The organism is Candidatus Cyanaurora vandensis, assembly GCF_013285555.1.
GTDB lineage: Bacteria > Cyanobacteriota > Cyanobacteriia > Gloeobacterales > Anthocerotibacteraceae > Cyanaurora > Cyanaurora vandensis.
On the sequence record NZ_JAAXLT010000014.1, the window covers coordinates 1 to 13038 of the forward strand.

11 protein-coding genes and 1 pseudogene are annotated in these 13038 nt (G+C 53.9%); 3 read left to right on the plus strand and 9 right to left on the minus strand.

Annotation, left to right across the window (positions count from 1 at the left end; all coding sequences use genetic code 11):
- The coding region (locus HFM78_RS00890) for a transposase (RefSeq protein ID WP_287127529.1) at positions 1-204 on the plus strand (204 nt) is incomplete at its 5' end.
- 175 nt (positions 205-379) lie between these two features.
- Positions 380-1498: a transaldolase gene (tal, locus tag HFM78_RS00895; RefSeq protein WP_287127530.1), complete on the plus strand. Its 1119-nt coding sequence runs from the start codon at positions 380-382 to the stop codon at positions 1496-1498.
- Here the strand turns inward: tal and HFM78_RS00900 are convergent.
- From HFM78_RS00900 to HFM78_RS00925, 6 genes and pseudogenes are all read right to left on the minus strand, one after another.
- Positions 1495-2736 (minus strand): alpha/beta fold hydrolase, encoded by a 1242-nt coding sequence (locus HFM78_RS00900; RefSeq protein WP_287127531.1) that lies wholly within the window; start codon positions 2734-2736, stop codon positions 1495-1497. The two genes, tal and HFM78_RS00900, sit on opposite strands and share 4 nt — an antisense overlap.
- Positions 2737-3023: 287 nt before the next feature.
- Positions 3024-3530: pseudogene (locus tag HFM78_RS00905) on the minus strand (cofactor assembly of complex C subunit B).
- A 116-nt stretch (positions 3531-3646) separates the two neighbouring features.
- On the minus strand, positions 3647-4900 hold the full coding sequence (gene trmFO, locus HFM78_RS00910) for an FADH(2)-oxidizing methylenetetrahydrofolate--tRNA-(uracil(54)-C(5))-methyltransferase TrmFO (protein WP_287127532.1): 1254 nt from the start codon (positions 4898-4900) through the stop codon (positions 3647-3649).
- Between the two features lie 9 nt (positions 4901-4909).
- Positions 4910-5134: a Calvin cycle protein CP12 gene (locus HFM78_RS00915; protein ID WP_287127533.1), complete on the minus strand. Its 225-nt coding sequence runs from the start codon at positions 5132-5134 to the stop codon at positions 4910-4912.
- A 73-nt stretch (positions 5135-5207) separates the two neighbouring features.
- Entirely contained in the window at positions 5208-5729 is a 522-nt protein-coding gene (locus HFM78_RS00920) for a hypothetical protein (protein ID WP_287127534.1), read from the minus strand.
- A complete protein-coding gene (locus HFM78_RS00925) occupies positions 5729-9229 on the minus strand; it encodes a DNA polymerase III subunit alpha (RefSeq protein WP_287127535.1) in 3501 nt (1166 codons plus the stop codon). Before HFM78_RS00925 ends, HFM78_RS00920 begins: the two co-directional genes overlap by 1 nt.
- 202 nt (positions 9230-9431) lie before the next feature.
- Between HFM78_RS00925 and HFM78_RS00930 the strand changes: the two genes are divergently transcribed.
- Positions 9432-10697, plus strand: coding sequence for a Glu/Leu/Phe/Val dehydrogenase (locus HFM78_RS00930; RefSeq protein WP_287127536.1), 1266 nt, complete (start codon positions 9432-9434; stop codon positions 10695-10697).
- Between the two features lie 370 nt (positions 10698-11067).
- Here HFM78_RS00930 and HFM78_RS00935 read toward each other — a convergent pair whose 3' ends face one another.
- The 3 genes from HFM78_RS00935 to HFM78_RS00945 all read right to left on the minus strand — a co-directional run bounded on the left by HFM78_RS00935 (position 11068) and on the right by HFM78_RS00945 (position 12929).
- Complete coding sequence (locus HFM78_RS00935) at positions 11068-11205, minus strand: hypothetical protein (protein WP_287127537.1); 138 nt, start codon at positions 11203-11205, stop codon at positions 11068-11070.
- Between the two features lie 275 nt (positions 11206-11480).
- A complete protein-coding gene (moeB, locus tag HFM78_RS00940; RefSeq protein WP_287127538.1) occupies positions 11481-12653 on the minus strand; it encodes a molybdopterin-synthase adenylyltransferase MoeB in 1173 nt (390 codons plus the stop codon).
- A gap of 3 nt (positions 12654-12656) precedes the next feature.
- Positions 12657-12929 (minus strand): MoaD/ThiS family protein, encoded by a 273-nt coding sequence (locus HFM78_RS00945; protein ID WP_287127539.1) that lies wholly within the window; start codon positions 12927-12929, stop codon positions 12657-12659.
- Positions 12930-13038 lie beyond the last annotated feature (109 nt).

Consider the following 13038-nt stretch of genomic DNA (forward strand, 5'->3'; position numbering starts at 1 on the left):
GACAACAATATTTCAGTTTTGGTATCGTCACTGAAATCAGCGTCTAGCAGGATTCTTCGGCAAGAATTCAAAGCAGAAATAGATAAAGTTTATTGGGGTCAAGCTAAGCTGTGGCATGACTCAAAATGCATTGTTTCTTGTGGTGGTGCGCCATTGGAAGTCGTGAAAGAGTACATACAGAATCAGTCGGGTGGTAGACCTTGATTAGCTGTGGAGCGAAGCGGAGCAGCCGCGCTATCCATCCCCACCGTGTAGACGGATGGGGAATTCCGCTAAATTAGTTAATGAAAGGGCTAGAGCTTGAACAAATCCGTCGAGTCTAGCCGTCCAGTCGCGAAACTCTTTAGCATGGAGTAAAGACCTAGTAGGAGCCAAGGCCATGACGATTACCAATCCGCTTTGCCTCGTGAATGAATTCGGGCAGAGTTTCTGGCTTGATGACCTGCGCCGGGACTTGATTACTTCCGGCGAACTCAAACGGCTTATTGAAGAGGATTGCGTCCGGGGTCTGACCTCCAACCCGACGATCTTCCAAAAAGCCATCATGGGTAGCACGGATTACGACGAGCAGATCCGGCAACTCAATGCCCAGCAAAAATCCGTGGAAGAAGTCTATGAAGGTCTGGTCTTGGATGACATCCGGGCAGCGGCGGACCTGTTTTACCCGCTCTATATAGATAGTCAGGGCGGGGATGGGTACGTGAGCATTGAGGTCTCGCCCCGCTTGGCCTACGATACCGAGGGCACGATCCAAGAGGCGATGCGGTTTTGGAAGGTGATTGACCGCCCTAACATCATGATTAAAATCCCTGCCACCCATCAGGGCGTTCCGGCGGTGGAACGGGTGATTAGCGAGGGGATCAACGTCAATGTGACCCTAATTTTTAGTTTGGAGCGGTACCAAGCCGTCGTGGATGCCTACCTCAAGGGCCTCCGCACGCTCCAAGCCAAGGGCGGGGATGTGTCCAAAGTCGCGTCGGTGGCGAGTTTCTTTGTCTCACGGGTAGATGTGGCGATTGATAAGCTGCTTGAGGAAAAAATCGCAGCGGGGGCTGAGGTCCAGGGGCTACTAGGGAAAGCTGCCATCGCCAACGCTGCCTTGGCCTATGAAATCTGGGAAGGTGTTTTCGGCGGGGAGCGTTTTGCCGACCTCAAGGCTCTAGGGGCCAAGTCCCAGCGGCTGTTGTGGGCGAGTACGGGCACCAAGAACCCCAACTATCGGGATGTCCTCTACGTCGAGGAGTTGATTGGGGTGGAAACCGTGGACACCCTCCCGCCTGCTACCCTCAAAGCCTTCAAAGACCATGGCGTGGCCCGCGCTACCCTCGTCAGCCAAACCGCCCAGGCCCACGCGACAAGCACGGGACTCCAGGCGGCTGGGATTGATATGCAGGCTGTTACTCAGCAGCTAGAGGATGAAGGCGTGAAGTCCTTTAGTGCGTCCTTTGAGGACCTGATCAACAGCCTCGCGGCTAAACGGGAAGTCGTGTCGGTTTAATAGACCGTCATCAGGGGTGGGGGACTCGTCTCCACCCTTACCGCATTGAGTTCGTTAATTGCATTGACAATCGCGGCGGGTTCGTACTCCTGGATGAAGTGGTCCGCTGTCATGCTCACCCGGGAACCGACGACCTTCTCAGCGGGCCAACGGGCCAAGAAGTTCTCTAGGTAAGGGTAGATGAAGTCCCCGGTGTCGGAGCGCGTGCAGTAGCTCACCCCCTCGACTACGGTTTCCTGGGTCCCCTCGGGGCAGGGCAGGGCGGCGTTGGGATTGGGTTTGAGCGCACCTAGCCAGCGGTCTTGATGCCCGTAGAGTAGATAGATGGGTTTGTCAGTCAACAAACTCAAGTTCTGCTCGGTCTCGGTCATGAAGGCAGTGGCCTCAACGATACTCCGCGCAAAGATGGAAGTGGGCGTAGCGACGGTCGGGTTGAGGGGCAGTCGCGTTTTGGGATTGATAAAGGGACTCCAGTAGGCATTGCGGATTGTCTCGTAAATAGGACTCCCACTACCCCCATAGATAACCGCTAACATCTTGCCCGTCTCGCGGGGCGTGAAGGCCGTGTTAATCACGTAGTCCTGATTAAGCTGATTCCACACGGACCAGTCGCGCATGCTGAAATAGTTACCGGGTTCTACCGCGTCAATCGGCCAAGCCCAGGTGCTCATCACCAATAGGTTCTTGACCCGCTCCGGGAGATGGCCCGCCGCGCCTAAACCAATCGGCCCGCCCCAGTCCTGGACTACTAATGTCAGGTCTTTCAGGTCGAGCAATTGAATAAAATCTTCCAGGACTGCTGTATGTTCAGCCGGGGTGTAGCCGAAGTCCGTCAAGCTGGGCTTGTCCGAGAGACCGAAACCGTAATGGTCGATCGCAATGACCCGGTAGTTCTGGGCAATCAATTCACGGGCAATATCGCGGTACAAAAACGACCAAGTCGGGTTGCCATGAACTAATAACACCGTCCCACGGGGGGCGGTTGTGATTTGTTCGTCGAAATAATGGTAATTCCCGAAGCCCAGTTGGGCACAACGGTGAGTAAATGGGTACTGGACCGCATCGTAGGTGAATGCGGGCCGCCACTGAGTTACACAATTGCCGTTAGTCAAAGGAACCTCCGCTTGAACAAGGTTATTACTCACTAGCCAGAGGGCCAAAAGCCCAAGTGCGAGTCTGGTCGCCTCTTTCAATCGGGGGAATTTAAGTTGATAATCTTGAGACTTTTTCAGACTCATTACACATCTGCCTATTAGTACGTGAGTTTTATAGTAATAGTTTTTTTTATTTATCTGAATATAGGATATAGCTTAATTTTTTTTACGCGAATTGAAAGAAAAACTCAATTCTTTCCCGGACTTCTAAAAACAGTTTAAAACCCTAAGTTGACTACGGGAACAACGTAAAGTGTAGGGCTAACGCCCTAGGTACAAGCCCAAAGACATTCCTAAAGAAGGTTTTAGGGCCTTGAGAGGCCATACACACAACATTTTATAAAGAACATGCAAATTAGATCGCTATGGGATTAACTATCAAAACCTAGCTTTTCTTTGAATTTTTCTAGTTCATCACGATGTGCTTTGACATGAATTTTCGTGGTCTGGGGTCCAGGAACTAGTTGTAGTTTAACTACCTCGGGCCGCATTGCTCTTTTCCTATAAAAAACCCCAGCCATTGGACTCAGACTAAGTAACAGGAACCACCAAGCTCCTCCCTGGGGTACAAGCACCGTCAAGACCAAAGCAACACTCCCGAGACCCGCCAGAGCCAAGACCGTCAAAAACACCATCAGAAATCCACTCGGTTTGACAATGCCCTGATAGGTCACTACAGAACCAGACGCCATGGGTTGATAGGCTCTTTGGGCAAAGTAATGGTCAAACTGTTCGCGGAGGAGTTCGGGAGCGACTTCACTGGTAAAAGTTGCCTGCTGGGTACGGTCCTACACCGAAGCCCGGATGAAGAAGAACAGACCAATCGCAATCAGCACCGTCAAAAATAAACTGGAGTATAACGAAAGCTCTGTACCCATCGCCCACCGCCGCCTACACTCCTTCAATGATACAAATTATTAAGAAACTTAAGGATGGCTCAAGCGCACACGACGACGGCTGCTAAGGCTGCCAAACTGCGGTCTCGGTAGGCCACTTAGCGTTGGAGTTTATTGCGGACCTTTGGTTCAAGGTCAGGCATAATCCCAAAGTTTGGTGGCATCGGTTGGAAGTGCTTGACCGGAGCCCTAGTAATGTAGTGGACCAAGGCTCCTGCCATCATCACCGGGGGCAACGTCAGGGGCGGTTCACCCAAGACCAAACGAGCGGCATTAGTCCCCGCCAACCAACCGCCCATAACGGCTGCCGTATAGCCCTCAGTGCCGACTAATTGCCCACAGGCCAAGAGGTTCTCGCGCTTACGAAATTGCAGCGTGGACCGCAGCAGATAGGGGGAGGCCAAGAATGTATTGCGGTGCATGACACCCAGCCGCACAAAACTAGCTTCTTGCAAGCCCGGAATCATCCTAAAAACCCGCTGCTGCTCGCCCCACTTGAGATTGGTCTGGAAACCGACAAGATTCCACAGGCGGCCTCCCCCATCCTCAGCCCGGAGTTGGACCACCGCAAAGGGCCGTTCTCCAGTGCGTGGGTCGAGCAGTCCCACAGGTTTCAGGGGGCCAAAGCGGAGAGCATCAAAGCCACGACGGGCAATCTCCTCAACAGGTAGACAGCCTTCAAAAAACTTGCGCTCGGCTTCTTCATATTCCTTGAGCGGGGCTTGTTCAGCGTTGACGAGCGCGGTCCAAAAATCTCGGTACTCCGCCTCGGTCATGGGGCAGTTTAGATAGGCAGCTTCGCCCCGGTCATAGCGGGAGGCCAGATAAGCTCGGTTCCGGTCAATCGTCTCCCCTTCCACAATCGGACTCGCCGCATCAAAAAAGCTTAAATATTGCTCTCCCGTGAAAGCGAGTAAGTCCTGAGCCAAGGGCGCACTAGTCAACGGTCCAGTTGCTAGGACCACAATCCCCGTCGTCGGGAGTTCCGTCACTTCAGCCCGGACCAGGGTAATCAAGGGATGGTCACGGATCAGTGCAGTCAGGTGAGCCCCAAATAAAACCCGGTCTACCGCCAAGGCTCCCCCAGCCGGCACCGCGAAACGGTCTGCTGTCTGGATCACTAGGGACCCCAAGTGGCGGAGTTCCTCTTTTAAAAGACCCGGAGCGCGGTCTGTTACTAACGCCCCAAAAGAATTTGAACAGACCAGTTCAGCGAGTTGGTCTGTGTGGTGGGCAGGACTAGTTTGGTGGGGACGCATCTCATAGAGTGTGACGGGGATGCCCCGTCGGGCAATCTGCCATGCACACTCGGTCCCCGCCAAACCGCCGCCGATAACCTGGACAGAATTCATCAGTAGGTACTAGTTTTCGTAGACGCGGCACTCATCAGCCTCGGGATTGATGTCGCAATACTTTTCGAGGGAGGTCTGGCTGGGCTCTTGGGCTTTTTGGTGTGAGGCGGCAGCTTGGAGCTCTTCCACGGCATCCCAGGCAACGGCGCATTCTTTAGAGCCATCACCCTTGATCTCGCACACTTCCCGAGCTTCAGCAAGTTCTTGTTCAATCAGCTTTTTCAAATCAGCCATGGTGTTTCCTTACTGGCAATATTACTTATTGTACGTCAAGGGCATCGGCTCTCACCTGGGCTGGGGGACACGCTCACCTTAAAAAAGGTGGAAGGTCAAGCCCGCCGGTTTTGGGTAGGCGTTGAGTCGGGCGGAGCGGAATGACTTTGGCGGCGGGCGGCAACAGGGCTAAGGCGGCTTTGAGTTGGAGGATGTGCCGTTCAAGGAGGATGACCCGTTCTTGGGCCTGTTGGTGGCGGGTCTGGTCTTGGGCGTGGGCTTCCTGGAGTTGGACTAGTTGTTGTTGGGTCTCCAGGAGTTGACGGTCCAAGGGTGCGTATTCAATCAGGCGGTTCTCCGCTTGCAGGGCGCGGGTCTGCCAAGTCTCTACCTGTTCCTGGCGTAGGTTCACTTGTTGTTGGTACGCCCTGAGTTGCTGGGTGAGTTGGGCTTGGGCCGTGAGTTGGGCTTTGAGGTCCTGATTGAGTTGCTGGGCTTCCTCAAGCTGGAGTTGGGCTTCGAGGGTTTCTTCGACCTGTTGTTCGTACTGCTGTTGCCAGTCTGGAAGGGCAGGGGCTGGCTCGGCGGGTTTATTCTCGCGGGGTTTGCGTTGCATCAGGGTTTGGGGACGAGGTGTTTAAGTTCGGCGCGGAAACCACTGGCCTGGAGGCCCTTGACCGTAGCTTGGGCATCGTTGACGCGAAACTGGGGACCCAGGCGGACCAGACATTGCCGTTGCCGATGCTGAATCCGCGCCACCACGGGGATATGACCGCCCTCTTCGCGTTGGTTGGCCTTGAGGATGTTGCGAATCCGGTCTTGCTGGGCGATGTTCTGGGCATCAGGCAGGTCCAGTTCTACCACCACTAGCGAAACCTGTTCCACGGGTTCGCAATCCATGATGACCAGTTGACTGCGGTCATCGCGGCGGTCTAGTCGCCCCCAGAGGACCAAGCGGCGGTCCACCACCAAAACGCCTTGAATGCGTTCATAGATCTTGGGAAAAACCACCGCCTCAGCCGAACCCGTCAAGTCTTCCAGGAACAGGACCGCCATCCGTTCGCCCTTTTTAGTGGTCACGGCCTTAATCTCAGTTAAAAGGGCTAGGACACTGAGGGTTAGTTCCTCGGACTGTTCATTGAGACTGGCGAGTGGGGTAGGCGCAAGATAGGTAGCCTGTTCTTTCAGGTCCTTGAGGGGATGGTCGGAGACGTAAAATCCCAGCAGTTCTTTTTCGTACTTCAACTTCTCCTGGGGTTCAAAGTCGGGCACCTTGGGACCCTGGGGCACCCGGCTAAAGTCGTTACCCTTGGTCGGTACATCAAATAAATTAAACTGCCCGACTGCCCGCTCCTTGACCCGGTCAGCGGCCCAAGCTAACACTGCATCTAGATCCATTAACAGTTGATTGCGGTTAGTGAGTAGGCTATCCAATGCTCCTGCTTTAATCAGGGCTTCCAGTGCTCGTTTGTTAGCAGAAGGTAGACGGCTACAGAGATCGCCTAGGGAAGTGAAGGAGCCGTTGGCCCCGCGCTCCTGTAGAACCTCGTCCACAACGCCCTCACCGACATTTTTAACCGCCCCCAAGCCAAAAAGAATCTGATTGCCCGCTGGGGTGAAATCACTGTCAGAGCGGTTGATATCCGGCGGCTGAATGACAAGGTTCATGTTCATACAGTCGGCTAGATATTTTTGCGCCTTGTCCTGGTCGCCTTTGACAGAACTCAACAAAGAGGCCATGTACTCAACTGGATAATTAGCTTTGAGGTAGGCGGTTTGATAGGTAATGAACCCGTAGGCAATCGAGTGGGACTTGTTAAAACAGTATTCAGCAAAGACGACCATCTGTTCAAATAAATCGTCAGCAATTTCGGAACGGATGCCATTTTTACAAGCCCCGTCAATAAATTGGCTGCGGTGTTTCTCCATCTCTTCTTTCTTCTTTTTACCCATGGCGCGACGTAATAGATCGGCTTGTCCTAGGGAATACCCCCCTAAGTCTTGAGCAATCCGCATAATTTGTTCTTGATAGAGGATTGTGGCGTAGGTATCTTTAAGAATCGGTTTAAGTTCAGGACAAGCGTATTGGATCTTACTGGCATCGTGCTTACGGGCGATGAAGTTCGGGATCATGCCGGAGTCGATGGGACCAGGGCGGTAGAGAGCCAGGATCGCACCGATGTCGTCCATACAGGAGGGTTTGAGGTCTTTGACAATCTGCTTCATCCCTGAGGATTCTAACTGGAAAATACCGGAAAGTTCACCATCGCCCAGGAGTTTATAGGTTTTCTCATCAGCGATGGAGATGTTATCAAGATTGAGGGTAATCCGGCGGGTTTTGGTAATTAAGTTGAGGGTCTGCTGGATCATCGTCAGGTTACGCAAACCCAGAAAGTCCATCTTCAGTAACCCCAGGTCCGCGATATCCTCCATGTAATACTGGGTGATAACTTGACCTTCTTTATTACGTTGCAGAGGGACAATCTCATCCAGGGGATCACGGGAGATGACGACCCCGGCGGCGTGGACCCCATAGGTTTTGTTGGTATTCTCTAGTCGAAGGGCGAGGTCTACCCATTTCTTTACTCTAGGGTCTGACTCATAGGCTTGTTTGAATTCCGGGGACGGGGTTTCGGCGGAGACCATAACTTTGAGCTTAGCGGGCTTCCCCCGAAAGACCGGAATCCACTTCGCCATCCGGTCAGATTCGGCGTAGGGAATATCCATCACCCGTGCTACATCCTTGAGAACGGCCTTGGAGGTCAGCCGGTTAAAGGTAATAATCTGGGCGACGTGGTGACTCCCATATTTCGCGGTGACGTAATCAATAATCTCCACCCGGCGGTCAATACAGAAGTCCGTATCAATATCTGGCATAGACTTGCGTTCGGGGTTGAGGAAGCGTTCAAAAAGTAAATCATATTGCACGGGGTCAATATTGGTAATCCGTAGGGCGTAGGCAACTAGGGAACCCGCCGCCGAACCCCGGCCCGGTCCCACAGGAATTAGTTTTTCACGGGCAAAACGGATGTAATCCCAGACGACGAGGAAGTAATTGGAGAAGCCCATCTTCTCAATCATTTCTAATTCGTAATGGAGCCGGACCCGGTACTTCTCCTGACCTTCTTCATCAATCTTGCGTTCCTGGAAACGTTCGCGTAATCCCTGGTGAGTCAGGGTTTTTAGGTAACTGTCCGCCGTCTGACTAGCGGGGACCGGGAAGTTGGGCATCCGCGCCTCCCCGAATAACTCCTGGTAATAGGTCTCTACTTTTTGTGAGACTTCGAGGGTATTGCTAATCGCTTCTTGAATAATGTCGTCGTCGAGGTGGTCCCGGAACATCAAGGCCATCTGCTCAGCCGATTTTAGGTATTCCGTGCCCGTGTAACGTAACCGCTTTTCTTCCGTCAAAAGTTTCCCGGTCTGAATACAGAGCAGGGCATCGTGGGCATCCACATCGTCTTGACAGGTGAAGTGGGAATCGTTGGTGGCAATCAGTTTAATGCCGAGTTCACGGGCCAATCCGACGAGAACCACATTTACTATCCGGTCTTCCCGACTACCGTGGTCTTGGAGTTCGAGGTAAAAATCCGCCCCAAAATGTTCTTGGTACCAAATCGCAATCTCGCGGGCCTTGTCTGGACGGCCTTGGAGGATGGCCTGGGGGATTTCACCCCCTAAACAGGCCGAGGTTACAATCAGTCCCGCCCGGTGCTGAGCTAGGAGTTTTTTGGAAATACAGGGCCGCTTGAAGATTCCTTTGCCTGCTTCGCCATGGAGGTGGGAACCTGTGACGAGCTTGACTAGATTTTTGTAACCCTGGATGTTCTTCGCCAAGATTACTTGGTGGTAGCGGGGGACGCGGGTGGTCCCGGCTTTCCAAGCAGCGGTCTCGGTGTCGGCGTTGACGATGTAGCCCTCGACCCCGACGATGGGCTTGATCCCGGCTTTACGACAGAGCTTAATCAGTTCAATCGCCCCGTACATCACCCCATGGTCGGTCAAGGCGAGTCCCGGCATCCCCAGTTGACGGGCCTGCTCGACGAGTTGGGGCAGTTGGCTCGCCCCATCAAGGAGGGAATATTCACTGTGGACGTGGAGACCAACAAAACTCATGGGGCTGCCGTTTGATTCCATACACTATATAGGCTGGTAAAAAAGTACGGTAGCCCGTCTGAAACACTATTCCTGTCAAGGGGTGGGCTCTAGATTCCCAGCTATGCCCTCAGCAAAACCCCGCTACTAGAAAATTTTTGTAACTTTAGATACTTTTCACTGAGAATCCACCCAGAATAGAAGGATAGTTCAGGAGTGCGGCATGGTGATGGAGAACGCGCAGTTAGGGTTTATCTGCCCCTCGGCGATGGCTTGCTCTTACCTTGACCAAGCAGCCCAGGCCTTGAAGCTTTCCCCCGATGTCGTCGAAATTCTATCGGCTCCGCGCAAGGTGCTAACGGTCTCTTTACCCGTGCGGATGGACTCAGGCCGGGTCCGCGTCTTCGTTGGCTATCGGGTCCAGCGCTGTGATGTGTTGGGACCGTTCAAGGGCGGGGTGCGCTACCATCCCCACGTGGCGTTGAACGAGGTTGCGACCTTGGCAATGTTGATGACCTGGAAATGTGCCCTCTTGGGTCTCCCCTACGGCGGGGCCAAGGGCGGGATCACGGTTGATCCGCGCAGTTTATCCGTGGGCGAGTTGGAGCGGTTGACCCGTCGTTATACCAGTGAACTGATTAAAAATATTGGTCCCCAAGTGGATATCCCGGCCCCGGATATGGGCACGTCCGCCCGTGAGATGGCCTGGATCATGGACACTTATTCCAGCCAGCAGGGTCATGCCGTGCCGGGGGTCGTGACCGGGAAGCCCCTCAGTATCGGCGGTTCCTTGGGTCGTGAACAGGCGACGGGCCGGGGGGTGATGCTCGTGGTTCAGGAAGCTCTCCAGCGGGCGGGACGAACCTTAAACGGGGTCCCAGTTGTCGTCCAGGGTTTCGGGAATGTGGGTGCCACCGCTGCGTTGTTACTTGAGGCTGCCGGGGCTAAGGTTATTGCCGTGAGCGATAGTCAAGGCGGCTATTACCGGGCGGAAGGGCTGGACATCGAAGCTCTACTCACCTACCAACGGGAACACCGCACCCTAAAGGGCTACCCCGCCCACCAACTCACTAACCGTGGACTGTTGACCCTACCCTGTACAGTCTTGATCCCAGCCGCCTTAGAGGATCAAATTGACGTCGAACTCGCGCCACTCATCCAGGCTGAGTGGGTAATCGAGGGCGCGAATGGTCCGGTGACAGCGGCGGCGGACGCGATGCTACAGGCGCGGGGTGTGACGGTCATCCCGGATATCTTGGCGAATGCGGGGGGCGTTTTGGTCAGCTATCTAGAATGGGTCCAGGGTCTCTCATACCTCTTCTGGGATGAGCCCAAGGTCAACACCGAGTTGGAGAAATTCCTTAGACGGGCCTACGACCAAGTGGCAACCCTAGCCCAGGCCCAAGGCGTTTCGTTGCGGTTGGCGGCTTACATTCTTGGCGTGGGCCGGGTGGCGGCGGCTTTACAGGCACGGGGGCTATACCCGTAGTCCGTGCTATGCACCTGAGGAGGATATGGGCTTCTTGCTTTCCAGGGAGCCCAACCCTTGTGTGAACTCTCTGTAGTTATAGAAATTTTCTTTATGAGCTTAAATTTTAGAGCGTCGGCTTTCGTATTATGCTCATCCTCCTTAAGAAAATTTTCGGGCAAAAATCGTCCTAAAGGATGGGATTCTAAACCTATGGCAAAGAGTAGTCTCAAGGGACCATGCCGTGAACAAGCCCAAGGTTCGGTCACCTCGACGCACCAATTCACGTTCATTATGTGAATCCGAACCCTTGCTTAGAAAATCAATCAATGAGAGCAGTAAAATGGTGAAACTGAATCAGATAACGGGAGGTATCGGCAATCGGACTAGATTAGACGGTTTGGACTTGGACGGGTAAGGCTGGGGGCAGACTAGGAGCGGCCTGGGCGGTTTTTTTATCACCGCAGGAAGTGAGGAGCAAGGCCGTCAGGGGGAGGAACACTGACCCGCTAACAACATGAGTCTGCATTGGCTTTCCCTTCCACAAAGCGTTTTCAGTCTATCGCACGGACCTCGTTAGACCTGTAGAACTATCCATTCCCGTTACTTTTTACGTCAATTCGCCTGTTGATTGGACTCACGCGCCCAACAGCCCTGGTCCGTAGATTTACGGAAATCTCCATAAAAAAACTCGGTGCGGGGGGTTGGAGGAGCACCGAGGAGGTTGATATGTAGGTATATGTTAGCGGATAGACCGGGCTAAGTCAACAAATCCTCCGTGTTTTCCGCTAGGTAGCTATCGTACTAGTACCGGGGTACGGTGGGGTCAATCTGGTCGGACCAAGCGAGGATACCACCCTTGACGTTGGTACCCTGGATGCCCTTTTCAGCCAGCAGTTGGAGGGCTTTGCTAGAGCGCATCCCGGACTTACAGTGGACCCACACTTCGCCGTTTTGGGCGAGCTCACGAACGTTCTCAATACCCAGTCCCTGCTCAATGTCGCCTAGGGGCACGAGGGTGGAGCCAGGGATATGAGCAATCTCGTACTCGTGGGGGTTACGGACATCAATCAGGACGATATTGCCCTGTTGGAGCCGTTGTTGGAGTTCCTGGACCGTGCCTTCCTGGAGCGTGGGCGGGGCTTCGGGTTGGGCGGGGATGCCGCAGAATTCTTGGTAATCAATCAGTGCGGTAATTGTCGGATTGGGTCCACAGATAGGACATTCGGGATTCTTGCGGAGCTTGAGTTCCCGGAACTTCATCGCCCAAGCGTCGTACAACAGCAGACGACCGGAGAGGGTGGGTGCGTCGCCCAGGATAATTTTCACCGCTTCCGTAGCTTGGATCACACCAATCACGCCCGGTAGAATACCCAAGACCCCGCCCTCGGCGCAACTAGGCACGAGTCCCGGCGGCGGCGGCTCGGGGTAGAGGCAACGGTAACAGGGTCCCTCTTGGTGATTGAAAACTGTCGCCTGTCCCTCAAACCGGAAAATTGAGCCGTAGACATTGGGTTTGCCCAACAGCACACAGGTGTCATTGACTAGATAGCGGGTCGGGAAGTTGTCCGTGCCGTCAATAATAAGGTCGTAGTCCTGGGCAATGGTCAGGGCGTTCTCGGAGGTCAAGGCCGTCTCGTGGATATCCACTTGGAGGAACGGGTTAAGCTCTAACAGACGGTGTTGGGCTGAAGCAACCTTAGGCTTGCCAATCCAAGAAGTGCCGTGGATGATCTGCCGTTGCAAATTAGAGGCATCCACCACATCAAAGTCCACCAAGCCAATCCGCCCAATCCCCGCCGCCGCCAGATAGAGAGCCAGGGGCGAACCGAGTCCTCCCGTCCCTACACACAGAACTGAGGCCGCCTTAAGCCGTTTCTGGCCTGCCAAACCCACCTCGGGCAAGATGAGGTGCCGGGAATAACGTTCGTATTCCTCGGGCAGGAGTTGAATACTGTCTAGGTCTGGGTTGAGCATGGTTCATCTCCCCCCGGCAATCGAGGGTACGATACTGACGATATCGCTGGGCTGAACGGGAGTCTGGTCCTTCTGGAGATGCCGGATGTCCTCGTCGTTGAGGTACACATTCACAAAATTGCGGAGGGTGCCCTCGGCGGTGTAGAGATGCTTTTTCAAGTCCCCGTACTGCGTCAACTGAGCCAACACTTCCCCGATGGTCGTGCCCTCAAGCTCTAGGGCCTCTTGGTTCCCGGTGTAACGCCGTAGGGGCGTTGGAATAATTACTTTGACCATGCGACCTCCTGAATGTCCAGTATCCCGACCGAGATTTAGGGGAATGAATTCATTCTAACAAAGATCCAACTCCAGTTTAGGAGAGCCTGAGGAGCTAGGGACGGTGAGA

What these genes read in the sequence shown, in the direction of transcription:
- tal (WP_287127530.1), top strand. Translation starts at nt 380, where the DNA reads ATGACGATTACCAATCCGCTTTGCCTCGTGAATGAATTCGGGCAGAGT.
- HFM78_RS00900 (WP_287127531.1), bottom strand. Translation starts at nt 2,736, where the DNA reads ATGAGTCTGAAAAAGTCTCAAGATTATCAACTTAAATTCCCCCGATTG.
- trmFO (WP_287127532.1), bottom strand. Translation starts at nt 4,900, where the DNA reads ATGAATTCTGTCCAGGTTATCGGCGGCGGTTTGGCGGGGACCGAGTGT.
- HFM78_RS00915 (WP_287127533.1), bottom strand. Translation starts at nt 5,134, where the DNA reads ATGGCTGATTTGAAAAAGCTGATTGAACAAGAACTTGCTGAAGCTCGG.
- HFM78_RS00920 (WP_287127534.1), bottom strand. Translation starts at nt 5,729, where the DNA reads ATGCAACGCAAACCCCGCGAGAATAAACCCGCCGAGCCAGCCCCTGCC.
- HFM78_RS00925 (WP_287127535.1), bottom strand. Translation starts at nt 9,229, where the DNA reads ATGAGTTTTGTTGGTCTCCACGTCCACAGTGAATATTCCCTCCTTGAT.
- HFM78_RS00930 (WP_287127536.1), top strand. Translation starts at nt 9,432, where the DNA reads ATGGTGATGGAGAACGCGCAGTTAGGGTTTATCTGCCCCTCGGCGATG.
- HFM78_RS00935 (WP_287127537.1), bottom strand. Translation starts at nt 11,205, where the DNA reads ATGCAGACTCATGTTGTTAGCGGGTCAGTGTTCCTCCCCCTGACGGCC.
- moeB (WP_287127538.1), bottom strand. Translation starts at nt 12,653, where the DNA reads ATGCTCAACCCAGACCTAGACAGTATTCAACTCCTGCCCGAGGAATAC.
- HFM78_RS00945 (WP_287127539.1), bottom strand. Translation starts at nt 12,929, where the DNA reads ATGGTCAAAGTAATTATTCCAACGCCCCTACGGCGTTACACCGGGAAC.